The sequence below is a fragment of the Ensifer sp. 38_S197 genome (assembly GCF_056924495.1).
Genome location: NZ_JBXOVZ010000002.1, coordinates 1342095 through 1365552 on the forward strand (window position 1 = coordinate 1342095; position 23458 = coordinate 1365552).

The 23458-nt window shown below is 62.0% G+C and carries 23 protein-coding genes and 1 tRNA gene; 15 read left to right on the top strand and 9 right to left on the bottom strand.

The window, feature by feature from the left end:
- Positions 1–12: 12 nt before the first annotated feature.
- Both AC1Z3V_RS19610 and ampC read right to left on the bottom strand, forming a co-directional pair.
- The gene (locus AC1Z3V_RS19610; protein ID WP_483501212.1) at positions 13–1290 is read right to left on the bottom strand and encodes an alpha/beta hydrolase; all 1278 of its coding nucleotides are present in this window, start codon (positions 1288–1290) and stop codon (positions 13–15) included.
- Positions 1291–1481: 191 nt separating this feature from the next.
- Entirely contained in the window at positions 1482–2654 is a 1173-nt protein-coding gene (ampC, locus tag AC1Z3V_RS19615) for a class C beta-lactamase (RefSeq protein ID WP_483501214.1), read from the bottom strand.
- Between the two features lie 521 nt (positions 2655–3175).
- Between ampC and AC1Z3V_RS19620 the strand changes: the two genes are divergently transcribed.
- Together AC1Z3V_RS19620 and AC1Z3V_RS19625 are read left to right on the top strand one after the other, a co-directional pair.
- Positions 3176–3427, top strand: a complete 252-nt coding sequence (locus tag AC1Z3V_RS19620) for a glycine zipper 2TM domain-containing protein (protein WP_057248089.1) — start codon at positions 3176–3178, stop codon at positions 3425–3427.
- 17 nt (positions 3428–3444) lie between these two features.
- Positions 3445–3795, top strand: coding sequence for an EF-hand domain-containing protein (locus tag AC1Z3V_RS19625; RefSeq protein WP_429812839.1), 351 nt, complete (start codon positions 3445–3447; stop codon positions 3793–3795).
- A 116-nt stretch (positions 3796–3911) separates the two neighbouring features.
- Here the strand turns inward: AC1Z3V_RS19625 and AC1Z3V_RS19630 are convergent, their stop codons facing one another.
- Complete coding sequence (locus tag AC1Z3V_RS19630; protein ID WP_483501216.1) at positions 3912–4604, bottom strand: class I SAM-dependent methyltransferase; 693 nt, start codon at positions 4602–4604, stop codon at positions 3912–3914.
- Positions 4605–4783: 179 nt separating this feature from the next.
- On the opposite strand from AC1Z3V_RS19630, the gene AC1Z3V_RS19635 reads away from it, so the two are divergent.
- The gene (locus AC1Z3V_RS19635) at positions 4784–5455 is read left to right on the top strand and encodes a VOC family protein (protein WP_483501218.1); all 672 of its coding nucleotides are present in this window, start codon (positions 4784–4786) and stop codon (positions 5453–5455) included.
- Positions 5456–5675: 220 nt separating this feature from the next.
- Here the strand turns inward: AC1Z3V_RS19635 and AC1Z3V_RS19640 are convergent, their stop codons facing one another.
- Positions 5676–5897: a hypothetical protein gene (locus AC1Z3V_RS19640; RefSeq protein WP_429812833.1), complete on the bottom strand. Its 222-nt coding sequence runs from the start codon at positions 5895–5897 to the stop codon at positions 5676–5678.
- Positions 5898–6004: 107 nt separating this feature from the next.
- Positions 6005–6367 carry a TM2 domain-containing protein gene (locus tag AC1Z3V_RS19645; protein WP_483501221.1) on the bottom strand — a complete coding sequence of 121 codons (363 nt, stop codon included), beginning with the start codon at positions 6365–6367 and terminating at the stop codon, positions 6005–6007.
- A 122-nt stretch (positions 6368–6489) separates the two neighbouring features.
- Between AC1Z3V_RS19645 and AC1Z3V_RS19650 the strand changes: the two genes are divergently transcribed.
- Positions 6490–6849 carry a sunset domain-containing protein gene (locus AC1Z3V_RS19650; RefSeq protein WP_483501223.1) on the top strand — a complete coding sequence of 120 codons (360 nt, stop codon included), beginning with the start codon at positions 6490–6492 and terminating at the stop codon, positions 6847–6849.
- A gap of 211 nt (positions 6850–7060) precedes the next feature.
- On the opposite strand, the gene AC1Z3V_RS19655 is transcribed toward AC1Z3V_RS19650, so the two are convergent.
- Together AC1Z3V_RS19655 and AC1Z3V_RS19660 are read right to left on the bottom strand one after the other, a co-directional pair.
- A tRNA-Thr gene (locus tag AC1Z3V_RS19655) sits at positions 7061–7136 on the bottom strand.
- Positions 7137–7212: 76 nt separating this feature from the next.
- Complete coding sequence (locus AC1Z3V_RS19660) at positions 7213–8223, bottom strand: NAD(P)H-dependent flavin oxidoreductase (RefSeq protein WP_483501224.1); 1011 nt, start codon at positions 8221–8223, stop codon at positions 7213–7215.
- A 342-nt stretch (positions 8224–8565) separates the two neighbouring features.
- Here AC1Z3V_RS19660 and AC1Z3V_RS19665 point away from each other — a divergent pair, with 342 nt between their 5' ends.
- Positions 8566–9783, top strand: a complete 1218-nt coding sequence (locus AC1Z3V_RS19665) for a biotin transporter BioY (RefSeq protein ID WP_483501225.1) — start codon at positions 8566–8568, stop codon at positions 9781–9783.
- A 106-nt stretch (positions 9784–9889) separates the two neighbouring features.
- On the opposite strand, the gene ppk2 is transcribed toward AC1Z3V_RS19665, so the two are convergent.
- On the bottom strand, positions 9890–10786 hold the full coding sequence (ppk2, locus tag AC1Z3V_RS19670; protein WP_483501227.1) for a polyphosphate kinase 2: 897 nt from the start codon (positions 10784–10786) through the stop codon (positions 9890–9892).
- Positions 10787–11018: 232 nt separating this feature from the next.
- Here ppk2 and phoR point away from each other — a divergent pair, with 232 nt between their 5' ends.
- The 7 genes from phoR (at position 11019) to phoB (ending at position 18897) form a co-directional block, all read left to right on the top strand.
- Positions 11019–12287 carry a phosphate regulon sensor histidine kinase PhoR gene (phoR, locus tag AC1Z3V_RS19675; protein WP_483501228.1) on the top strand — a complete coding sequence of 423 codons (1269 nt, stop codon included), beginning with the start codon at positions 11019–11021 and terminating at the stop codon, positions 12285–12287.
- A gap of 196 nt (positions 12288–12483) precedes the next feature.
- On the top strand, positions 12484–13518 hold the full coding sequence (locus AC1Z3V_RS19680; protein ID WP_483501230.1) for a substrate-binding domain-containing protein: 1035 nt from the start codon (positions 12484–12486) through the stop codon (positions 13516–13518).
- A gap of 96 nt (positions 13519–13614) precedes the next feature.
- Positions 13615–15099 carry a phosphate ABC transporter permease subunit PstC gene (pstC, locus tag AC1Z3V_RS19685; RefSeq protein WP_483501231.1) on the top strand — a complete coding sequence of 495 codons (1485 nt, stop codon included), beginning with the start codon at positions 13615–13617 and terminating at the stop codon, positions 15097–15099.
- Positions 15096–16418 (top strand): phosphate ABC transporter permease PstA, encoded by a 1323-nt coding sequence (gene pstA / locus AC1Z3V_RS19690; protein ID WP_429812814.1) that lies wholly within the window; start codon positions 15096–15098, stop codon positions 16416–16418. Before pstC ends, pstA begins: the two co-directional genes overlap by 4 nt.
- A 13-nt stretch (positions 16419–16431) precedes the next feature.
- Positions 16432–17247, top strand: a complete 816-nt coding sequence (pstB, locus tag AC1Z3V_RS19695; RefSeq protein WP_104662739.1) for a phosphate ABC transporter ATP-binding protein PstB — start codon at positions 16432–16434, stop codon at positions 17245–17247.
- Between the two features lie 50 nt (positions 17248–17297).
- Positions 17298–18011: a phosphate signaling complex protein PhoU gene (phoU, locus tag AC1Z3V_RS19700; protein ID WP_223727869.1), complete on the top strand. Its 714-nt coding sequence runs from the start codon at positions 17298–17300 to the stop codon at positions 18009–18011.
- 202 nt (positions 18012–18213) lie between these two features.
- Positions 18214–18897, top strand: coding sequence for a phosphate regulon transcriptional regulator PhoB (gene phoB, locus AC1Z3V_RS19705; RefSeq protein ID WP_057248102.1), 684 nt, complete (start codon positions 18214–18216; stop codon positions 18895–18897).
- Positions 18898–18965: 68 nt separating this feature from the next.
- On the opposite strand, the gene AC1Z3V_RS19710 is transcribed toward phoB, so the two are convergent.
- A complete protein-coding gene (locus AC1Z3V_RS19710) occupies positions 18966–19487 on the bottom strand; it encodes a GcrA family cell cycle regulator (RefSeq protein WP_429812810.1) in 522 nt (173 codons plus the stop codon).
- A gap of 421 nt (positions 19488–19908) precedes the next feature.
- Here AC1Z3V_RS19710 and AC1Z3V_RS19715 point away from each other — a divergent pair, with 421 nt between their 5' ends.
- From AC1Z3V_RS19715 to AC1Z3V_RS19725, 3 genes are all read left to right on the top strand, one after another.
- The gene (locus AC1Z3V_RS19715; protein ID WP_429812807.1) at positions 19909–21108 is read left to right on the top strand and encodes an aspartate aminotransferase family protein; all 1200 of its coding nucleotides are present in this window, start codon (positions 19909–19911) and stop codon (positions 21106–21108) included.
- 103 nt (positions 21109–21211) lie between these two features.
- Positions 21212–22129: an ornithine carbamoyltransferase gene (gene argF, locus AC1Z3V_RS19720; RefSeq protein WP_429812804.1), complete on the top strand. Its 918-nt coding sequence runs from the start codon at positions 21212–21214 to the stop codon at positions 22127–22129.
- Between the two features lie 296 nt (positions 22130–22425).
- A complete protein-coding gene (locus AC1Z3V_RS19725) occupies positions 22426–23439 on the top strand; it encodes an Hsp33 family molecular chaperone (RefSeq protein ID WP_429812802.1) in 1014 nt (337 codons plus the stop codon).
- Positions 23440–23458: the final 19 nt, after the last annotated feature.

The following is a 23458-nucleotide window of genomic DNA, read 5'->3' on the forward strand; positions in this document are numbered from 1 at the left end:
GGCAGCCGACCATCACTTGATCTTTACCGGCTGCGGCATATCGGTCGCCAGCGTTTCGCTGATGACTTGCTTCTTCTTGGGCGCAGGCTGCGGATTCTCGAGGATCGATACCGGAGCCGATACGGTGGCTGCAGCGACATTGCCGACGTTTCTGGCCGTACCGGCAACAACCGCTGCAATGCCGGTTCCGACGGAAATATCGGAATCGGTGAGTGTCTGCCCGGTTGCCAGCCGGGTGCCGATGAGTTGAACGATCTGCGGGCTTTCCGCGAACTTCCCGTGGTGCAGGCCGTCCTCGGTCTTGACCTTGGTCAGGTCGATCGCAGTGATGCCGGCCCGTTCCAGTTGGGTGCGATAGGGCTCGGCAGACGGGTCGATCGCGCCGAGGCGGGAAACGTCGCCGGAAATGAAGCTGGAGAGCGCGAGCGCGCGATCGTCCTGCGAAACGAAGATCGTGAACTTCGGTCGTTTGTGGCCCATCTCGACGAACTGCTTGGCGAAGACGTCGAGGTCGATGTCAGGCGAGGCGAGGATGACGTTTTCGATCTTGGAGGGCACGTTGCCGTCGCGGATGCCCATTTGCCTGAGCGTTTCCATGGTCAGCCAGGTGCCCATCGAATGCGCGAGGATGGTGATACCCTTGACCTTGGGCGCGTCGGCGAGTTTCTTCAGGATGTTTTCAAGGGCTGTGCGCGAATAATTCGTGCTCTCCTTGTCGTAATTATAGTCGAACACATTGGCCCGTGACGGCCAGGTAAACAGTACCGGCGTCGCCTGGACGTCGGAGTCATGGATGATCTGGGCAAGCCGGTAGACGGAATCCTCGTAGCGGTTGTTGAAACCGTGCACGAAGACGAAGGCCTGTCCGCCGACGTCGTGCTGCAAGAACCAGGACTTGGCTTCATCAAGCGACGTGAGTTCACGCACGCGGGTGACGGTGAAATCCTTCTTGGGGTCCGGCGGCAGCTTGCGTGGCCATTGCACCGTGCCGGCCTTGCGCGCCGTGTCCGGCGGGATCGACACCGCAACGTCGGTCAGGAAGGTGTTGGCGTCACGCTCGCCGGAAAACAGCGTCGCCGGATCGCCGGAGGGCCGGCGCGTGGTCGCGACGAGCATGTCGACGGTCGAGGTTCCGGGTACCGGCGCGGTAAGCGCCACCGGTGTCATCACGCCTTTGGCATGACCGCCGCAACCGGCAACCAATGCCAAGGCCGCCACGACGAAGATCGCCCGTCCTTCTCGTGCACGCACCTGCTGCAGCAAACCTTGAAACCCCGCCCGCTCGAACATCGGCATCCCCACATACGCCTGAACTTCGCTGCATCTGATCGCGCTTTCGCGAAAGGAAGATGACAACACTCGGCGCTAATATGCAAGCGGGCGGTGATTGAAGTTTCGCTGCTAGGTTGTTGATGAATGCAGATACCCCTTTGTTGCGAACTGCCGCAACAAAGGGGGGCCTTGAATGGATGCTTCGCCGCCTATTCCGCCAGGGCGGCCAACGTCTTCAGAATTGCATGCACCGCCTTGATGCGCTCCGCATTCGGGAAGTTCCGGTTTGCCAGCATGACGACGCCGATCTTCTTTTCCGGCACGAAGGCGACATAGCCGCCGAAGCCGTTGGTGGACCCGGTCTTGTTGTAAAGCGTCGCGCCATCGGGGCGCTTCGGAGGAACCAATGCCGTGGCCGGCTTGGTATCCATGGCCATGGTCCGGGAGTTGCCGTCGAGCAGCCGCTCAAGCGAAACCGGGTAGGGATACTGTTCCCAGCCGAGGCCCTGAATCATCTTGCCGGTATCGAAGTAGCCGACATGCGTTCCCTCTATGGCCTTGCGAACGGGTCCGTCGAATTGCTCCGGCCGGATATTGGCTTCGACGAAGCGGATCATGTCTGCCGCGGACGATTTCACGCCGTAGGCTTCGGCGTCGAACATGCCCGGGCTGACCCGGACCGGCTTGTCGGCCTTGTCGTAGCCCCAGGCGTAGCTGCCCATCGCACCTGCGGGCACGATGACATAGCTGTGCTTGAGGTCGAGTTTCGGAAACAGCTCGGTCTCTAGCACCTTGGCGAAGCTGCCGCCCATCGCCAGGCCGGCGACATGGCCGAAGAGGCCGATGCTCGGGTTGGAGTAGCGACGCTTCGTCCCTGGCTCGGCATCCGGTTTCCAGTTGCTGAAGTAAGTCAGCATGTCGCCGTCGCTCTTGACCTGATCGGGGAACTGCAAGGGTAGGCCGCCGGCGGTATAGGTGGCGAGATTGAGGAGGGTCGCCTTGTCGATGGCGCTGCCACGGAGCTCGGGCATGTACTTGCCGGGATGGTCTTCGAAGGACAGCTTGCCGAGCGCCTGCGCGTAGGCGGCGAGCGTGCCGGAAAAAGTCTTGCTGATCGAGCCGAGCTCGAACAGCGTGTTCTCCGTAACCGGCGCCTTCGTTTCCTTGGAAGCGACGCCGTAGTTGACGAAGGTGTGCTGGCCGTCAACGGTCACTGCAATCGCCATGCCCGGTACATTGTGTTCGCGCATGATCGGTCGGATCGCCTTGTCCACGGCGGCGGCAATCCGGGCCTGCTCGTCGTTCCCGGCGAAGGCAGTCGCGGCGAACGAAAAGAGGATTGTAGTAGTAAGCCCTAATTTGATTGTCGTCATTCTATCCATTGCGTGTACTCTTTCTTGCGAGGCGGGGATGCCCCATGCTTGGCCCGGCCCAGGTCCCTGGGGCGAAAGTCCATCGGGTCAGCCTGTTGATTGGGCCTTCGACCGAAGCTCGTCCGGAGATATGCGAATGAAAGCAAGGAACCTCAGCCAGGAGCAAGCCAGACCTAGACCGCCCATCGCCACGCCACAAACGACGATATCTCGCAGGAGATATAAATAAATCTAGGGCTAGGGGTCATTCGTTAAGTGAGTGCAGTGCCTGATCGCGTCACGGGTTATTTGCGATACAAAGCTAATACCACGCACAACATTGTCATTGCTGGCCGCTCAGGGTAGTATTCGCCCGCGGTTTGGAGGTCTTCGTCTCCGGACCGCGTGTTTTATTCGTGAGCTGCTTCTGATTGAACAGAAGAGTCTCCCCCATCCGGGGAGCATACTCGGAAGCTATTTACATCCGACGCCACTCAATGGCGCCTCCGCCCGATCTCTATTCCAGACAGACGGCCATATTGGAGGATAAAATGAGCAAGCAGACCGTAACTATCATTCTTGCCGGCGCTCTAGCCTTGTCGGGGTGCCAATCTGCCTACGTGTCGAAGAGCGGTCCGACTGGCAACGAATTCGGCTGCATTGCCGGAACAGTCGGCGGCGCAATCGTCGGCGGCCTGATCGGCTCGACGATCGGTTCAGGTACCGGCCAGCTATGGGCTGTTGGCGGTGGTGCTACGTTGGGCGCTGCGGCCGGCAACGCTCTGACGTGCCGCTACTATTGATCGCGGAAGGGTGAGGGATGAGAAAACTCGTTCTTATGAGTGTGCTTGTGGTCTGTCCGGCTGGTCTCGCTGTCGCGCAGCAAGCCGCAACAATGAGCCAGGGGCAGATGGATGCGCTCGATCGCAACAAGGATGGTGCGGTCGACCGGTCCGAATACGAGGCCTTCATGACGACCGCCTTCGTCAATCTGGACAGGAATAAGGACGGCAGCCTCACCTCCGACGAGACGAAGCAGGCGCTGAATGCCCAGCAGTTTGCCGCCACCGACGCAAGCGGCGACGGCAAGATCACCCGGAACGAATTTCTGGACCGGGTGATGGCGGACTTCAAGACGGCGGATCGAAGCGGCGACGGCAATCTGAAGTGACGCTTTCGACTGGCGCCGCGGCGCGCGAAGGGCGGCTGCGCGTTCGGGCGACCGGCCGGCTGCCGGTTGCCTGGCGACGGAGCTCGCCCTGAACCGGCGACATCGGATCGCGGCGATCAGCCGAGCGGGATCGCCTCGATCACGAACACCCAGATCGGACTACCGCCCTTTTGATGGGCCGGTTTGATCACCTTCGTCACGGCATATTTGCCCTCGCCGAACTCCAGGACGGCGAAAGGGAGAACCTTGGGCTCGATGCCGAAGGGATCCAGCGTGCTGACGCTCGCCGGGGCGTGTCCGAGCGTATGCTCGATGAAGAGCTTCCCTCCGTCCGCCAATTGGCCCACCCAGGTCGTGAAAGCCTTTTGCGGATCGTGGGCGTGATCGTGGGAATTCGTGTAGACGAAGTCGAAGGCTTTCTTCCAATCCGGATTTTCGTCATGGAAATCCCACTGGGTGAGCCCGAACCGGGACGCCGTGTCCGAGATATCCGTGCCCATGACGTCGATGCCGAGGCGATCCGAGAACCATTTGACCTCGGTGCCATTCCTGGAGCCGTGGCAGAGGCCCCGCTTCGCATTTGGGATGGCCTTGCGAACATAGTCACAGATCACGTCGATCGTCGCCTCGTCGGCCCAGACCTGGTCGATCTTGCGCTTGTTTCCCTCGGTCTGAACCGAGACATACTGCTCGTAGCTTGAATACTGCATCAGGCGGTAATCGCCTCGATAGTCCTCGCCACCACCGTGCGAGACGGAGTAGCCCCGCTTGCGCAGGAAGTTCCGAGCGAGCTGCTCAACAAAGTTCATGTCGGTTCGTCGCCTCTCCGTTGAGGATGGATGAATCCCGACTAATTCAACTTTCGCTCAGATTCAATCGGTGCGGAAACAGGAACAGGCGTTGGGTTGGCTTCGCGAACTCTTGACCTCAACCTATGTCGAGGTCGTAACAAGGCACCCGATAGAGCTAATCGGCAGGATCGGATTTCATGCGCATCAGGAAACTCACACTGCCGGCATCGGATGTCTCGGCGAGCGCAGCCTTTTTTCGCGACACGCTGGAACTGCCGGCAAACGGGAGCGTCATCCAGGTGGGGTGGAGCGAAATCCGGCTGATCCCCGCCGTTGAAGAGGCGCCCCGCGGCGTGCATTTGGCGTTCAATGTGCCCTACGACCGGTTTGATGCGGCAATCGCATGGCTGAAGGGGCGCACGGCTCTGCAAAAAGAGCCGGATGGTCGTGAATGCCACGTGCTGGAGGGGTATTGGCAGTCACGATCCGTCTATTTCGATGGTCCCGACAGTTCAGTGCTTGAATTGATCGGCCGCCGCAGGCTGGTCGATCCTGCCCGAAAGCGGCCATTCGGCGGGTCTGAGCTAAGCTGCCTCAGCGAGGTCGGCCTTCCAAGCGAGAATGTCGCGAGCACTGTGGCCGAAGCCATCAGCACGTTCGGGGTCGGAACGCTCGGACCGGCCACTTCGGGTTTTGCCGCTATCGGTAATGACGAGGGGCTGCTTATCGCCGTCGACCCAAGCCGCCCATGGTTCCCGCAGAAGCGCCAATTGCCGGGCGCTCGAGGTTTGGAAGTCGCATTGGACGGCGTGGAGACACCCGGAATCCTGTCGGATCGCAGCCACGGTTGGAAGGTTCGCGCGGCATAGGGCAGTTGTGATCCGAACGGCACTGTCCGCCATCGAAGGCAGAACGCGGAGTTGCGGCATGCCGCGTCGGTGAGGCCGAGGACGCTGCGAAGCTTCCGCGAGGCAAGCTCAAGCCGCGGCTGAAGGAGAGCGGCGCAGCGTGATAACCATGGCGACGACGACATGCGCCTCGCCAGGATCTATGGCGGCAGATCACCAGGAGGATCGGCGGCATGACGCGTCAGGATACGGCTTCTGGGTAGCGACGAAGGAGCATGCCAACAAAGAACATGGTCATCATCATCAGATAAGTGGTGATTGAGAGGACGCGAAAGAAGTTTGCGAACGGAGGAAGATGCATCCGAGAAAGCTGTTTAACAGGCACACCACGCGGTTTCGTCAGCAACAATCCCAGGTAGCTGAATAAAAAAGCCACCAGAAGCTCGATCAGATAAATGTCCATCCAGTCCGGGACTCTTATCCGGCGGGTAAGAGTGAACGCGAACGCTTGATTGGCTGAAAACAACGTCAAGCAAGCATAGAAGCAGACAAACTTCCCGTATTTCCTGATCATCGTGTCGCCCGCCCGGCACGTTCGACGGCGACCATGCGCTGCGCATAGACCTGCGCGCTCAAGTTCTCTCGCACTGCCTTCGTGTGATGGTGGATCATCCCGGGGATGAGGAACAGGTCGGCCAGCAGCCACACACCCAAGGCGACAATGAACAGTGCCCCGATTCCGACGCTCGCGGTGCCGAAGCCAATCACGAGCAAGGCGATCATTGCGATGCCGCTTCCGGTGCGGCCGATATAAAACCTGTGCGCTCCGAAGCCGCCAAAGAGAATCCATAATAGGTAGGCGACCGCTGTCGATTTCGCCTCGTTCGTCACACGCTGCTCGACCAATAGCTGTTCAGCAGTGGAAAGATTCATGATTTGCCCCCAATACACTACAACCATGAAGGTGCATGGTCCCATAACGCACGTTATAGTCAAGTCTTATTTAGGCTTTCCTAAATTTTAACGTGTGCTATCGTCCGCTGCAGGGGGGTGACATGGGGAAAGTTGTCGACTTCGACCCACGGAAGCGTCGGAAATGGAAGACGGGGCACAATGTGCCAAGTCAGCGCAGCCCCCACGCGCCGCGGCGATCGCCGCACTGCAAGGACAACAGTTGGATCCCCGGCATCGCCATGATCACAGCAATTGGTCTCTTCGGCATTTCTGAGTACGTGCCGCTGATTCCTGGCTGCGACATAAAGGGCAACATCAGTGACAACACTGAGGAGCGGATCTACCATCTCCCGGGGCAGGAATATTACAGCCAAACGCGCGTCAATTACTTGGACGGAGAGCGGTGGTTCTGCTCTGAGGAGGCTGCTCGCGAAGCCGGGTGGCGAAGGGCTTACAAGTAGCCTTCATGAGAACATGCCGGCCGGGTGACAGCCTCGATCGCGGCGATATCTGGGGCGTCAGGGGCTCGTCATTCGTCGGGCGCCGATCATCACCAGTGGTCGCCCCATCTTGTCGACGCTGCTCACGCGAGCATCGTGCCCGGAGCGGTTCACCGTGTTTACTGCCACGCCCGCTTTCTTGCGCGAGTTCCTAGATGCTCTTGAAAGGAAATGGTGCCGCTTACGTGACTCGAACACGTGACCCCATCATTACGAATGATGTGCTCTACCGACTGAGCTAAAGCGGCCCGGAGGCGGTTCCGCGGAAGACCGCGGAACGAATGTGAGGCGCTGATAAACGCAAAGCGCCAAGATTTCAAGCCATCAGTTTCGAGAACTTGAAAATTCCTTGTTGGTGGCCGCGACGGGCATGGCGTTCAGGCCAAGGCGGGTGCGTGCCGCATCGTATTCGCGCTCCAGCCGATCGACAAGACGGGCGACGGAGGTCACTTCCTTGATTGCGCCGACGCCCTGGCCGCAGCCCCAGATGTCCTTCCAGGCCTTCGCCCCTTCGGTCGCGGCGCCGAAGTCCATCTTCGACGGGTCCGCCTCCGGCAGATGGTCCGGATCCATGCCGGCAGCAGCGATCGAGGGCTTCAGGTAGTTGCCGTGAATGCCTGTGAAGTAATTGGAATAGACGATGTCGGCGGCGTTGCTGTCGACGATCATCTGCTTGTAGGCGTCGGTGGCGCGCGCCTCTTCCGTCGCGATGAACGGCGAGCCGATATAGGCCATGTCGGCGCCCATCGCCTGCGCCGCCAGGATGGCGCCGCCGGTGGCGATCGCGCCCGAGAGGAGCAGCGGCCCGTCGAACCAGGAGCGAATTTCCTGGACGAGCGCAAACGGCGAAAGCGTGCCGGCATGACCGCCGGCACCGGCGGCAACCGCGATCAGGCCGTCGGCGCCCTTGCGGATCGCCGAATTGGCGTGGCGGTTGTTGATGACGTCATGCAGCACGATGCCGCCATAGGAATGGATGGCGGCGTTGACCTCGGGCACCGCGCCGAGCGAGGAAATGACGACGGGAACCTTGTACTTGATGCAGAGCATCAGGTCCTGCTCGAGCCGCGCGTTGGACTTGTGCACGATCTGGTTGACGGCAAAGGGTGCCGCGCGCCGCGTCGGGTTTCTGGCATCGTGATCGGCGAGCGTCTCGGTGATCTCGGCGAGCCATTCGTCGAGCTGCGACTGTGGGCGTGCGTTGAGTGCCGGGAAGGCGCCGATCACGCCGGCCTTGCATTGCGCAATCGTCAACTGCGGATTCGAGATGATGAACAGAGGGGCGCCAACGACAGGCAGTCTCGTCGTTCCGGAAAGAATTGGCGGAAGCGGCATCGGTTTCTCCATCCCTCGATTGGCGCATCGAAATTTTGACGTTTGCGTAAACGTCAAAATAGATAGCAGCAAGTTCGTCGCTTGCAAAGAGGTGGTTTTCGCGCAGGCGACGCGGGCCTATCCTTGAGACGGTCCGCGAAGTTGTCGCGTTTTCCCCGGGCTTGGCCGGTCGACTTGGCCGCCGGACTTGCGGATTCCGAAAGCAGCGGTTACGCAATTGTTAACAAAACCAACGGCGTGCCTCCAGATTTAACCGTTGAGGCCCTTGGGGACGGTTCGAGGGGGCCGATCGGCGAGAGTGCGCCGGCAGGCCCAAAGCCCTGCCTACACAGAGGACTTGATGTGAGCGGACTTGAGACTGCAATCAGAAACGCGCTGGAGCGCTCCGACCGCGCCAGCGCGGAAACACGTGCCCGCATCTACCAGTCGGCCCGTCAGGCGCTGGAAGCCGGATTGCAGAAGCAGGGAATTGACGACGTCAACGTCATTACCCAGCAGCGCCATCGGCTGGAGGCGGTGATCCATGCGATCGAAACGGAGGAGCGGGCGGCCCTTCGGGCGCGGCCGCCGGTGCCTCCCGCTGCCACGCCTCCCGTCGCCACGCCTCCCGCCGTCAGCGTCGACGAAAATGTCCGCGCACGCGGACCGGAGCAGGCGCGTGCCGAGCCGCAATCCCGGGCTCAAACCCAACCACAGTCTCCTCAGGCGGACCGCCGCGAGCCGGGCTTTGCGGCCGATGCGCCGCGTTCCGCGGCGACAGACGGTGGTCTCGGTGGCCTTCGCGCCGAGCGTGACGGCCCGGTCGTCTCGACGCGTGCCGCTGCAGATACAATGGCAAAGGGCGCCGAGGCCACCGCAGCCGCGCCCGAGGTTCGCGGGGATACCGATCGAAAGCGGCGCCGCAAGCGCAGCCGCTTCCTGTCCTTCACCATGGTCGTCGTCACCCTCGCCGCCGCCGCAGGCGCCGCAATCTGGTGGGTGCAGACCAATGGCCTCCTGAAATCCGCGGCCGAACGCGACACCAATGTCGCCAACCCGCCGGCGTCGGTGGCATCGGAAAATTTCGACGGGGCGGCGGGCCTGCAAACGCTCGGCGCTCAGCAGGGCTTCACCGGCGATTGGGTGGAGGTCTTCGCGCCGACAAACGCCGGCGCAGTCACACCCGGCTTGCGCGCCAAGGCCGAGCCTGTGGATGACGATGGCGGCAAGCGCATCCAACTCACCTCTTCTTCCGCCGAAACGGAAGGCGACATCACCATCGAGATCCCGGCGGCCGTCCTGGCGCAGCTTTCCGGTAAAACCTCGACCATGGCGCTGACAGTGCAGGCGCAGCCGGGCAAGACGACCGAGTTTGCCGTCGAGTGCAATTTCTCCTCGCTCGGCGAATGCGGCCGTCATCGCTTCACGGTGCATGACGAGCGGCTCGACATGCTGTTCAAGATCACCTTCGATCGCAGCCTTGCGCCGAATTCCGCCGGCCGGATCGTCATCAACAGCGATATCAGCGGCGAAGGCAAGAGCCTCAACCTTTACGCCATTCGCGTTCTTCCGGGCCAGTAAGCTTCCCGGTTCGAAAGCCCAAGGCCTTCGAACCGCTGGGGCGCCGGTCGGGCGAGCGTGCTGGCCGCCCGTTCGGGCGTAGCGTCCGGCCACCGACGTATGAACGCTACTTCAGAAAGCCCGGGCCGGACCCGACGATCTTGTCGTCGACATCGCCGATCGCGTCCTTGTCCTTGCCGTCATAGTCGAGCGCGCAAAGGATATGGCGGATGAGATTGAGGCGTGCGCGCCGCTTGTCGTTGCCGCGCACCACGGTCCAGGGTGCGTGGTCCGTGTGCGTCGCCTTCAGCATCTCGTCACGCTTTGCCGTGTAGTCGTCCCATTTGTTGAGGGCGGCAATGTCCATCGGTGAGAGTTTCCAGATCTTCAGCGGATCGTGGCGGCGATCGTGGAAGCGCTTGAGCTGCATCTCGCGGCCGATGTTGATCCAGAATTTGAAGAACTGGATATCCTCATGCACGATCATCTTCTCGAAGCGCGGCACCTGCTTCAGGAACTGCTTGTGCTGCTCGGGCGTGCAGAAACCCATGACCGGCTCGACGCCGGCGCGGTTGTACCAGGAGCGGTCGAAAAGCACGAATTCGCCGGCCGTCGGCATGGTCGCGACGTAGCGCTGGAAATACCATTGCCCGTGTTCGGTCTCCGTCGGCTTCGTCAGCGCGACGATACGGGCCCAGCGTGGGTTCAGGTTGCCCATCGTCGCATGGATCGCGCCGCCCTTGCCGGCAGCGTCGCGGCCCTCGAACAGCGCCATGATGCGTTTTCCGGTCTTCTGCTGCCAGAGCTGAACCTTGACGAGTTCGATCTGGAGTTTCTCCAGCGTCGCCAGATATTCTTCCTCGTCGAGCTTCTTCTTGTAGGGATAGTCGTCGGAGGAGAAGGCAGCGTCGTCAATCCACTTCGGCAACTCGGGATTGTCGATGTCGAAGATGCGGCTCTTGCCGCCGATCTGCAGCTCCACAGCGCGGCTTTCCGCCTTTCCCGTCGTCTCCGCTAACGCCATCTGCTCGCCCCTTCGGCCTGGCGCACGGCTCCGAAAACCGGCTTCGATCATCGGCGGGATCATGCGCGTTTTCAAACTCTCGGAGCTCCGGGCAGCGCCGAAAAGACGCGGTGCCCAAGGCTCGATTTCCTTGGAGGAGGCCACAATTGCATTGCGGATTCAAGCCGGTCGTGAAAATCATGTCATGAAGGGTCGCTATTCCTCGGTCATTTTGGTCCGGGAGGAAGAGAAAGTGATTCATGAGGATGTCGCGGTGGACGGTTCGAAAGCGTTCTGGCGGGACCTGGTTCCGCGGCTGAAAGCAGAGCGCTGGCTGCTGAGCCTTACTCTGCTGCTGGCAATCCTTGCGACCATCGCCGGCATCCACTTTCTCATCGTTTTGCCGTTTTGGATCGTTCTGGTTGCAGCTTTGCTGAACCGCAGCGCGCCGGCTTCGGTGATCTTGAGCCCCGCCAAGGCTGTGGTTGCGGCCGGTCCGACGAGCGATCCGCTGGCGCCCGCGCTGAACGCGCTCGACATGCCTGTTCTGGTGATTGCTGCCGACGAGACGGTGGTTTTCCAGAACATCGCCGCCGAGAAGGCCTTCGGCACCATCCCGCCAAACACCTATCTGGCCGCTCGGGTGCGCGCGCCAGGCATCCTCGACATGGTCCGCGAGACGATGGCGACCGGCAAGGCGAACCAGATCGAACATACTGAGCGCTTGCCGTCGGATGCGGTCTACATCGTGCGCGTTGCGCCGGCCGAGGTTCCCGGCGATGGGGCGGGCAGGCGGATATTCCTGTTGACCTACCGCGATATCTCGCAGGCACGCCGCATAGACCGCATGCGTTCGGACTTCGTCGCCAATGCCAGCCATGAATTGCGCACGCCGCTCGCATCGCTGCGCGGCTTCATCGAGACCCTCCAGGGTCCGGCCCGCAACGACCTGAAGGCGCAGGAGAAATTTTTCGGCATCATGCACGAGCAGGTCACGCGCATGAGCCGCCTCGTCGATGACCTCCTGTCGCTTTCGCGACTGGAACTGCGCTCGCATATCGCGCCCGACGATCCGGTGGACCTCGCGCCCTTGCTCGGCCATGTCCGCGACAGCCTGCTGCCGTTGGCAAAGGACCTCGATGTCGCGGTCTCTCTCGTGGTGCCGGACAAGCCCGTCGTCGTGCAGGGCGACCGCGACGAACTCATCGAGGTCTTCGAGAACCTGATCGAGAATGCCTGCAAGTATGGCCAGGAGGGCAAGAAGGTCGACATAACCCTTTACGGCGGCGAAGAAGGCGCCCAGGTGGAAGTGATCGTGAAGGACTACGGGCCGGGCATTCCCGCCGAGCACGTACCGCGCATTACCGAGCGGTTTTACCGGGTCAATGTCGAGGCCAGCCGGTCGAAAAAAGGCACCGGATTGGGCCTCGCCATCGTCAAGCACATCCTCACCCGCCACCGTGCTCGGCTGCTGATCCATTCAGAGATCGGCAAAGGTACGACTTTTACGGTCCGGTTCTGACATATTGACGCGGGAAAGCTCGGAACCGTTCATTTTCCCTTAGTATTTTCAATGACATGAGCTGTCATAAATGTTTCGTCAAACTGACATAAAAGGTGTGGCTATCGGCGGCTAACTAGGGGGCAGCCGATAAGACGGCGAAGAGCGCTGCAACGCTTGGCGCACACCAACACAAGCCCATTCCGGGAGAACTTTTATGAAAGCTCTTAAACTCACTGTCGCGGCGCTGGTAGCGTCTGCCGCATTTGCCGGCGCAGCCGCCGCCCGTGACCAGGTTCAGGTCGCTGGCTCCTCGACCGTCCTTCCCTACGCCAAGATCGTCGCCGAGACGTTCGGCGAGACCTTCCCCGACTTCAAGACCCCGGTCGTCGAATCCGGCGGCTCCTCCGCCGGCCTGAAGGAATTCTGCAAGGGCGTCGGCCCGGACACCATCGACATTGCCAACTCCTCGCGCAAGATCAAGGACAGCGAAGTCGAGGCCTGCAAGGCCGCTGGCGTGACCGAAATCCAGGAAGTCAAGATCGGCTATGACGGCATCGTCTTCGCAACCGACGCCGGCAATGCCGACCTCGCCCTGAAGCCGGTCGATCTCTACAAGGCGCTCGCCGCTGAAGTCGTCGTCGACGGCAAGATCGTTGCCAATCCCTACAAGAAGTGGTCGGAAGTCAATTCCGCGCTTCCGGACGTTGATATCGCCGCCTTCATCCCGGGCGAAAAGCACGGCACCCGCGAAGTCTTCGAAGAGAAGATCCTCGCGGCAGGTTGCAAGGAAGCTGGCGCCGTTGACGTCATCAAGGCTGCCGTTGCCGATGAAAAGCAGCAGCACAGCAAGTGCGTCGCCGTCCGCAAGGACGGTATGGCTGTCGACATCGACGGCGACTACACCGAAACGCTCGCCCGTATCGCTGCCAACAAGAACGGCATCGGCGTCTTCGGCCTGTCCTTCTACGAAAACAACGCCGACAAGCTGAAGGTCGCGACCGTCAACGGCGTCGCACCGTCGACCGAAACGATCGCTTCCGGCGAGTACCCGGTTTCCCGTCCGCTGTTCTTCTACGTCAAGAAGGCACATCTCGGCGTTATCCCGGGCCTCAAGGAATATGTTGAGTTCTTCATCGACGACCAGATGATCGGCCCGGACAGCCCGCTCGCCGAGTACGGCCTGGTTGCTGCTCCGGACGCCGAGCGCGAAGAAATTCGCAAGGGCTTCGAAGCCGGCAACATGCTCTGATAACGACAAGCCCCGGCGCGACCTTCCTCGCGCCGGGGCATGCCTTCATTCGATTTGCCGGCGGCTCAGGACGGGCGACGCCGGGGAGACGTGCCGATGAGTACTTCGCTCCTTCTTTTGCTAATTGTTATTATTGGTTTCATTGCCTATTTTGCCGGTCGCGCACGTTCGCTGGCGCAGTCTGGCGGCAAGCTCTCCAACCTCCATTCCTTGCCGGGCTACCACGGTAGCTACGTCGCCATCTGGGCGATGCTGCCGGCGGCGCTCGTTCTCGGCACCTGGCTGATTGCGGCACCCATCTATATCGACGGAAGCACGCGCGCCGCCCTGCCGGATACTGTCCAGAGCCAGGGTGCGGCCGCTGTTCAGCTCGCGCTCGGCCAGGTCAAATCCGTTGCCGGCGGCCTGCTGCGCTTGAGCGGCGAGGAGCTTTCGGCGCTCGAAAGCGGTAACGCCAATCTTCGCTCGACGCTCGCATCCAAGGGCGTTGCCCTTGCGGGCGAAGGCGAGCCCTACATGGTCACCGTCGCCCAGCATTTCAACGCGATGACTGTTGCCAATCGCTGGTTCATGACGGCCGCCGTTCTGCTGGTCGCGATCGCCGGCGGCATCTACGCCATCCGCAACATTGCCACCCGCTTCCGTGCGCGCAACCAGGTCGAGCGGGTCATTCTCGGCTCGCTGATCGTCGCGTCTTCGATCGCCATCCTGACGACCGTCGGTATTGTCGCCTCGATGCTGTCGGAAGCCGGTCGCTTTTTCACCATGGTCTCGCCGTTCGAGTTCTTCTTCGGCACGGTTTGGGATCCGCGTTTCGCTGCAGCCGGCAGCGGTGGCGCCTCCGGTCAGTTCGGCCTTCTGCCGCTTCTCGCAGGCACGCTCTACATCGCCTTCGTCGCCATGCTGTTCGCGGTGCCGATCGGTCTCTTCGCGGCCATCTACATGGCGGAATATGCAAGCCCGCGCTTGCGTTCGACCGCAAAGCCGCTGCTCGAAGTGCTCGCCGGCATCCCGACCATCGTCTACGGTTTCTTCGCACTGGTGACCGTCGGCCCGTTCCTGCGTGACATCTCGGCGCAGCTCAACGGTCTTGTCACCGGCAACTACCAGAACTTCATCCAGGCGCAGAGCGTGGTCACCGCCGGCATCGTCATGGGCATCATGCTGATCCCGTTCGTATCGTCGCTTTCCGACGACATCATCACCCAGGTGCCGCGCGCGCTGCGTGACGGGTCGCTGGGCCTCGGCGCCACCCGCTCGGAAACGGTGAAGAAGGTCATCCTTCCGGCAGCCCTTCCGGGCATTGTCGGCGCGCTGCTTCTGACCGCGTCCCGCGCCGTCGGCGAAACGATGATCGTGGTGCTGGCGGCCGGTGTCGCAGCCCGCATGCAGCTCAATCCCTTCGAGCCGATGACGACGGTGACCGTGAAGATCGTCAACCAGTTGACGGGCGACCTCGAGTTCACCTCGCCGCAGACGCTGGTCGCCTTCGCACTGGGCATCACGCTCTTCGTCATCACGCTCGGCCTCAACATTTACGCGCTCTACATCGTGCGCAAATACCGGGAACAGTACGAATGACCGACATCGCTTCCCCGACCGTCCGGATTTCCGCCCGTCCCGCATCCGCCAAGCGTGATATCGGCATCAAGCGCCGTTATGCCGCCGAGCGCCGGTTCCGCGCCTACGGCATTGCCGCCATCAGCATCGGTCTCTTCTTCCTGGCGCTGCTGCTGTGGACCGTCATTTCCAACGGCTATACCGCGTTCCAGCAGACGACGATCACGCTGCCGATCGAATTCACCGAAAAGGTCATCGACCCCAAGGGCGAACGCACGAGCGACAGCAAGGTGCTGATGACTGCCAACTATCCGCTGCTGGTGCGCGAGGCGCTCGTCAAGCAGCTCGGCATCGATGCGAGCAAGCGGCCGCTGGTCAAGCAGGCGACCGACATGGTCTCTGCGAGCTCCCGTACGCTGCTGCGCGACATGGTCGTGGCGGATCCGTCCATCATCGGCAAGACCGTTCCGGTCACCCTGCTGGCAGAAGCCAACATCGACTCCGCCTACAAGGGGCAGATCGACCTCAAGGTCGAAGAGAGCAAGCGTAAGGTCAAGGACCAGCAGGTCACCTGGATGAACCAGCTTGCCGAGGCCGGTATCCTGAAAAAGAGCTTCAACACCGGCATCTTCATCTTCGGCGCCTCCAGCCGTCCTGAAGCGGCGGGCGTCGGCGTCGCCGCCCTCGGCTCGTTCTACATGATGATGATCGTGCTCGCGCTGTCGCTGCCGATCGGCGTTGCCGCCTCGATCTATCTCGAAGAGTTCGCGCCGAAGAACCGGCTCACCGACCTGATCGAGGTCAACATCAACAACCTCGCAGCCGTTCCGTCGATCGTCTACGGTCTGTTGGGCCTCGCCGTCTTCATCAACTTTGCCGGCATGCCGCGCTCGGCGGCTGTCGTCGGCGGCTTCGTGCTGACGCTGATGACGTTGCCGACGATCATCATCGCCACGCGCGCGGCCCTGAAGGCGGTTCCGCCGTCCATCCGCTCGGCGGCACTCGGTCTCGGCGCCTCGAAGATGCAGACCATCTTCCATCACGTTCTGCCGCTGGCGATGCCGGGCATTCTGACCGGTACGATCATCGGCCTTGCCCACGCGCTTGGCGAAACCGCGCCGCTGCTGTTGATCGGCATGGTCGCCTTCGTCGTCGACTATCCCGGTTCGCCGATGGAGCCGTCGACGGCGCTGCCAGTGCAGATCTACATGTGGGCCAACGAGGCCGAACGCGCCTTCGTCGAGCGCACCTCCGGCGCGATCATCATTCTTCTCATCTTCCTCGTCGTCATGAACCTTGGCGCCATTCTGTTGCGACGTCGCTTTGAGCGCCGTTGGTAGTGAGGTAATTTCTATGAACATCATGTCAGAAGCAGCAGTCGAGAAGGCCTTGGATCAGAAAATGAACACTGTGCCCTACAAGATGATCGGCAAGGATGTGTCGGTCTACTACGGCGAGAAGCGGGCGCTTTTCGACGTCAACCTCAACATCCGCGAGAATACGGTAACGGCTCTGATCGGCCCGTCCGGTTGCGGCAAGTCGACCTTCCTGCGCACGCTGAACCGTATGAACGACACCATCGAGAACTGCCGTGTCACCGGCAAGATCACGCTCGATGAGGACGACATCTACGATCCGACCATCGATGTGGTCGAGCTGCGCGCCCGCGTCGGCATGGTCTTCCAGAAGCCGAACCCGTTCCCGAAGTCGATCTACGACAACGTCGCCTACGGTCCGCGCATCCACGGGCTTGCCCGCACCAAGGCGGATTTCGACGAGATCGTCGAAACCAGCCTGCAGAAAGCCGGCCTGTTCAACGAAGTGAAGGATCGCCTGCATGAACCGGGCACCGGCCTTTCCGGTGGCCAGCAGCAGCGCCTTTGCATCGCGCGCGCCGTTGCCGTCAGCCCGGAAGTCATCCTGATGGACGAGCCCTGTTCGGCCCTCGACCCGATCGCGACGGCCAAGGTCGAGGAGCTCATCCACGAACTGCGCACGAACTTCACGATCGTCATCGTGACCCACTCGATGCAGCAGGCCGCCCGCGTGTCGCAGCGCACCGCCATGTTCCACCTCGGCAATCTCGTCGAGGAGAACGACACCGACAAGATGTTCACCAATCCGGATGACCAGCGCACCCAGGATTACATCATGGGCCGCTTCGGCTGAGGCCAATGACGGCTGCAACAGTAACTGGAAAGCGCCCGCAAGGATCGACGATCATGTCCATGCATATCATGTCCGCCTATGACGAAGAACTGAAGTACCTGACGCGCCGCATCTCGGAAATGGGCGGTCTCGCCGAGCAGATGGTCGCCGAATCCGTTCGCGCCCTGGTCAATTCCGACCTGGCTCTGGCGCAGAAGGTGATCTCGGACGACACCATCCTCGACGATGCCGAGCGCCAGATCGGCGAGAAGGCGATCGTCACGATCGCCAAGCGCCAGCCGGTCGCCGCCGACCTTCGCGAGATCATGGGGTCGATCCGCATCGCCTCCGACCTGGAGCGTGTCGGCGACCTCGGCAAGAACACCGCCAAGCGCGTGATCGCCGTCGCCGGTTCCGGCATCCCGCGCAAGCTTGCCCGCGGTCTCGAGCACCTCGCCGAGCTTGCCCTGGTGCAGCTCAAGGAAGTACTCGACGTCTATGCCTCGCGTTCGCCGGAAAAGGCCAACAGCATTCGCGAGCGGGACGAGGAGATCGATGCGATCTACACCTCGCTGTTCCGCGAGCTGCTGACCTACATGATGGAAGACCCGCGCAACATCACGCCCTGCACGCATCTTCTGTTCTGCGCCAAGAACATCGAGCGCATCGGCGACCACGCGACCAATATCGCCGAGACGATCTATTACATGGCAACGGGTGCCCAGCCGGAAGGCGAGCGTCCGAAGGATGACAATACGTCGACGTTGGGCTCGGTCAACGACTGAGCGTTAGACGCGCCGTTCGCAATGCATGCCCCGTGAATATCACCTGGTCGCGGCTCCGGTCGCGGCCCCGAATTCCTGTATCTGAAGCATGCGGCTTTCGCACTGCCTTTGAAAAACGCGGAAATGCTCCAGATTTAGAGTGTCTGAGCGCCGGCCCGGCCACTGGAGCCGCACGGCGCTCGCGGTAAGGAGACGTTACCTGATGTTGCCAAAAATCGCCGTGGTCGAAGACGAAGAGGCGCTGAGCGTCCTGTTGCGTTACAATCTGGAAGCGGAAGGCTTCGACGTCGATACGATCCTCAGGGGTGACGAGGCGGAGATCCGGCTCCAGGAACGCCTGCCCGACCTTCTGATCCTCGACTGGATGCTGCCCGGCGTCTCCGGCATCGAGCTTTGCCGTCGGCTGCGCCAGCGCCCGGAGACGGAGCGGCTGCCGATCATCATGCTGACGGCGCGCGGCGAGGAAAGCGAGCGCGTTCGCGGTCTCGCGACCGGTGCCGACGACTACGTGGTTAAACCCTTCTCGACGCCGGAACTGATGGCTCGCGTCAAGGCGATGCTTCGCCGGGCGAAGCCCGAAGTGCTCTCGACGCTGCTGCGCTGCGGCGACATCGAGCTTGACAGGGAAACCCATCGCGTTCATCGCCGCAGCCGCGAGGTTCGCCTGGGACCGACGGAATTCCGCCTGCTCGAGTTCCTGATGTCCTCTCCGGGCCGGGTCTTCTCGCGCTCGCAGTTGCTGGATGGCGTCTGGGGTCACGACATCTATGTCGACGAAAGGACCGTCGACGTGCATGTCGGCCGCCTGCGCAAGGCGTTGAACTTCTCGACCATGCCGGACGTCATTCGCACGGTCCGCGGCGCCGGCTACTCGCTCGAAAGCTGAGAGGGGCCAACGACAGGCAATTAAAAAGGGGCCGATCAGCCCCTTTTCTTTTGTTCCTGTGCGGAGCTTCAGCGCATCCGCCGACGCTCGGCCGACGGCTGGTAGGCAAGCCGTGCATGGAAGTTGCAATAGGGCGAGGACTCCGGCGAGTCATTGCCGCAGAAGTGGAATTCTTCCTTCAGCGGATCGCCGATCGGCCACTTGCAGGTGCGTTCGGTGAGCTGGGTCAGCTCAAGGCGGCGCGACATCGGCACGACCACGTCCGTGCTGATGCTGAAGTTCTGCTCGGCCACGAGATCGACTTCGATCTCTTCCTTGAGAACGGTGGCGCCGGACGGACGGGCAACGGTGCGGGTCGAAACGCGCGAGGCGTAGTTCGGAGCGCGCGGGGCCGAGGTCGGCCGCTTCGGGCGGGCCGCCGCCGTGGCGCTGCCGCCAGCCTTGGCGCGTCCGGGAAGGCTCAGGCGGTGAACCTTGCCGATGACAGCGTTACGGCTGACGCCGCCGAGCTGCGCCGCGATCTGGCTTGCGCTCAGGCCCTCGGACCAAAGCTTCTTCAGTTTCTCCACCCGCTCGTCAGTCCAGTTCATCTCTGCACTCTCCGTTCTCAGCGTTGGGGATGGCAGAATCCCTCACCGCACCCCGGCTGAACCCCGAGGTTGCAAACGCGATAACTCTTTTGGTGACTAGGTCCGCCGCATGCGTCTAGTAATTGAATGTTAACGTACTGACCGCTGGACTCCGTGGCAAGAGTCCGGGGAATCACGCCGAATCGAATTCGTAGTTTTCCCCAACTTGCTCGATCAGCGTTGCATTTTTGCAAGCCCTTCCGGCCGATTTTTTCGTCGCAGGGAAACGGGTCTCGCCATCGCGCTGCAAGGCTTGGTTTTGTTGACATTGCGGTGCGAAATGGGAATAGTGCCTGCGCCGCCGAAAGGCGGCATTTTTGATTTTTATCGGGCCGCATGAAGCTGCGGTACCGATGCCGATTGGAGTGAAGGAGAGCCTCGCATGACTGCAACCACGCCGCTTTACGATACCTACATGCGCGCGCCGTTGCGTTTCGAGCGAGGAGAGGGCGTCTGGTTGATCGCCGAAGACGGCTCGCGTTACCTCGATTTCGCCGCCGGCGTTGCCGTGAACTCGCTCGGCCACGCGCATCCGCATCTCGTCGAGGCGCTGAAGGCGCAGGCCGAGAAGGTCTGGCACCTTTCCAACCTTTACGAAGTTCCGGGGCAGGAAAGCCTTGGCCGCCGCCTGGCTGCCGTCACTTTCGCCGATCGGGTCTTCTTTACCAATTCCGGTGCGGAAGCGCTGGAATGCGCGATCAAGACGGCGCGGCGCTATCACTTCGCCAAGGGCCAGCCGGAGAAGTTTCACGTCATCACCTTCGAGGGCGCCTTCCACGGCCGCACGATCGCGACGATCGCCGCCGGGGGCCAGCAGAAGTACATCGAAGGTTTCGGACCAAAGGCCCCGGGCTTCTATCAGGTTCCGTTCGGCGACCTCGCGGCCGTCAAGAATGCGATCACCGAAGAGACCGCCGCGATCCTGATCGAGCCGATCCAGGGCGAGGGCGGCATTCGCCCGGCGACGAAGGAATTCCTGCAGGAACTGCGCGCGCTCTGCGACGAGTTCGGCCTGCTCCTGATCCTCGACGAGGTCCAGACCGGCGTCGGCCGTACCGGCAAGCTCTTCGCCCATGAATGGGCGGGCATCCGCCCGGATATCATGGCCGTTGCGAAGGGCATCGGCGGCGGCTTCCCGCTCGGTGCTTGCCTGGCGACGGAAGAGGCGGCGGCCGGCATGGTGGCGGGCACGCATGGCTCCACCTATGGCGGCAACCCTCTGGCGATGGCCGTCGGCAACGCCGTGCTTGACGTCATCCTCGCTGACGGCTTCCTCGCCCATGTGCGCGATGTGGCGCTCGTCTTCCGCCAGGGACTCGCCTCGCTGAAAGACCGCTACCCGGACGTCATCGAGGACATCCGCGGCGACGGCCTGATGCTGGGCATCAAGGTAAAGGGCCCCTCGGCCGATCTTTTGAAGGAAATCCGCGCCGAGAAGCTCCTGGCCGTGCCGGCGGGCGACAATGTGCTGCGCTTGCTGCCGCCGCTGACGGTGACGGCGGAGGAAGCGCGCGAGGGCCTTGCGCGCATCGAGCGCGCTGCCGAAGCAGTTCGGAAGGCCGGCGGCAACGCCGCTGCTTAACGGATAGGACCGACGCCGACACAGGGTGTTAGAATGACCCTCGTGCGTTCACGCGGAATGCGGGCGCACCACGGATCGATTTTTCAGACAGGAACCGAGTACGATGGCAGGCACCAGACATTTTCTCGATCTTTCGGCCGTGACGGCCGCCGATCTCCGGACGATCATCGACGACGCCCGCGTCCGAAAGGCGGCGACCAAGGCCGGAACCGCCGAGAAGCCGCTCGCCGGCAAGATGCTGGCGATGATCTTCGAAAAGCCGTCCACCCGCACACGCGTGTCCTTCGACGTCGGCATGCGTCAGCTCGGCGGCGAAACCCTGTTCCTGTCGGGCACGGAGATGCAGCTCGGTCGCGCCGAGACCATCGGCGATACGGCCAAGGTCCTGTCGCGCTATGTCGACGCGATCATGATCCGCACCACCGACCACCGCCGCCTGCTGGAATTGGCGGAGCATGCGACGGTACCCGTCATCAACGGTCTCACCGACGATACCCATCCCTGCCAGATCATGGCCGACATCATGACCTTCGAAGAGCATCGCGGACCGGTGAAGGGCAAGACGATCGCCTGGACCGGTGACGGCAACAACGTCCTGCACTCGCTGATCGAAGGCTCCGCCCGTTTCGGCTATCGCATGAACATGGCTGTGCCGCTGGGCTCGGAGCCGCAGGACAAGATCCTGAACTGGGCCCGCAACAACGGCGGCGAGATCCTGCTGTGTCACGAAGCCGAGCAGGCCGTGGCCAACGCCAATTGCGTCGTCACCGACACCTGGGTGTCGATGAACCAGGAGCATCGTGCCCGCGGCCACAACGTGTTCCAGCCGTTTCAGGTCAATGAAGCGCTGATGAAGCACGCGGCCTCCGATGCGCTGTTCATGCATTGCCTGCCGGCGCATCGCGGCGAGGAAGTGACCGACGAGGTGATCGACGGTCCGCAGTCGGTCGTCTTCGACGAGGCCGAAAACCGCCTGCATGCGCAGAAGTCGATCATCGCCTGGTGCATGGGGCTTGTCTAAGCCCCTTGCCGGCACGGATGCTGCGTGGTGCGCGCTGGCGCAGCCCTTCAGTAGCTGCTGCGCGAGGGCGGGCTATTGACATCGCCGCCGCGCGACACGATCTAGGCGGCATGTGGGGCGCTCCTGACAACGGTGAAGCGCCGACTGCAACGGGTTGTGCGCGGCGCGTTGGCGAACGGCACATACCCGATGGACTATCCGTTCATTGCGGGATCAATTGAGACAGCGGGCACGTTGCGCCGGGAGGATACGAATGTCCCGGGCGCAACGCAGTTGGCTGATGCAAGGAGCAAGACATGACTGACATGACACCAGGGCTTGGTGAATTCGACTTTGCCGGTGACGATCACGTCGTGCCTTTCCAGGTGGAAGGCCTCGATGTGCGCGGCCGCGCCGTGCAACTCGGCCCGATGCTGGACGCAATTCTGGAGCGCCACAATTATCCGCTTCCCGTCGCGCGGCTCGTTGCCGAAACCATCGTGTTGACGGTGCTTCTCGGCACCTCGCTGAAGTTCGAAGGCAAGCTGATCGTCCAGACGCAAGGAGACGGCCCGGTCGATCTCGTCGTCGCCGATTTCTCGACGCCGGACCGCGTGCGCGCCTATGCCCGCTACGATGCGGATGCGCTGGCCGCCGCCGAAAAGGATGGCCGCACCCTTTCGCATGAACTGCTCGGCAAGGGCGTGCTCGCCTTTACCATCGACCAGGGCGCTCATACCCAGCGCTACCAGGGCATCGTCGCACTTGACGGCGCCACGCTGGAAGAAATCGCCGGCGTCTACTTCCGCCAATCGGAGCAGATCCCGACCAAGGTCAGGCTCGGCGTCGCCGAGCTGCTCGACCGCGATGAGAACGGCAAGCCGCGCCATCGCTGGCGCGCCGGCGGCATGGTCGCGCAGTTCCTGCCGGAAGCGCCCGAGCGCATGCGCCAGCCTGATCTCTCCGGCGGCGATGGCGACAACGGCGAAAGCGTCGTCGAGGATGACGATCACTGGGCGGAAGCCAAGGTGATGGTCGAGACGATCGACACCGACGAGCTGACGGACCCGACGGTCGGAACCGAACGTTTGCTCTACCGGCTGTTCCACGAGCGCGGCGTGCGCGTCTATGAGCCGCAGGCGGTCTATGACCGTTGCAGCTGCTCGCGCGAGAAGCTCCGTTCGGTGCTCGCCAATCTGGAAGCGGATGATCTCGAAAGCACCATCGAGGATGGCGTCGTGAAGGTCACCTGCGAATTCTGCTCGACGACCTACCGTTTCGAAGCCAGCGAAGTGCGTCCGCAGGAGCGGGCGTCACTCCGGACAAACTAAAGCGCGCTTCGCGATCTTT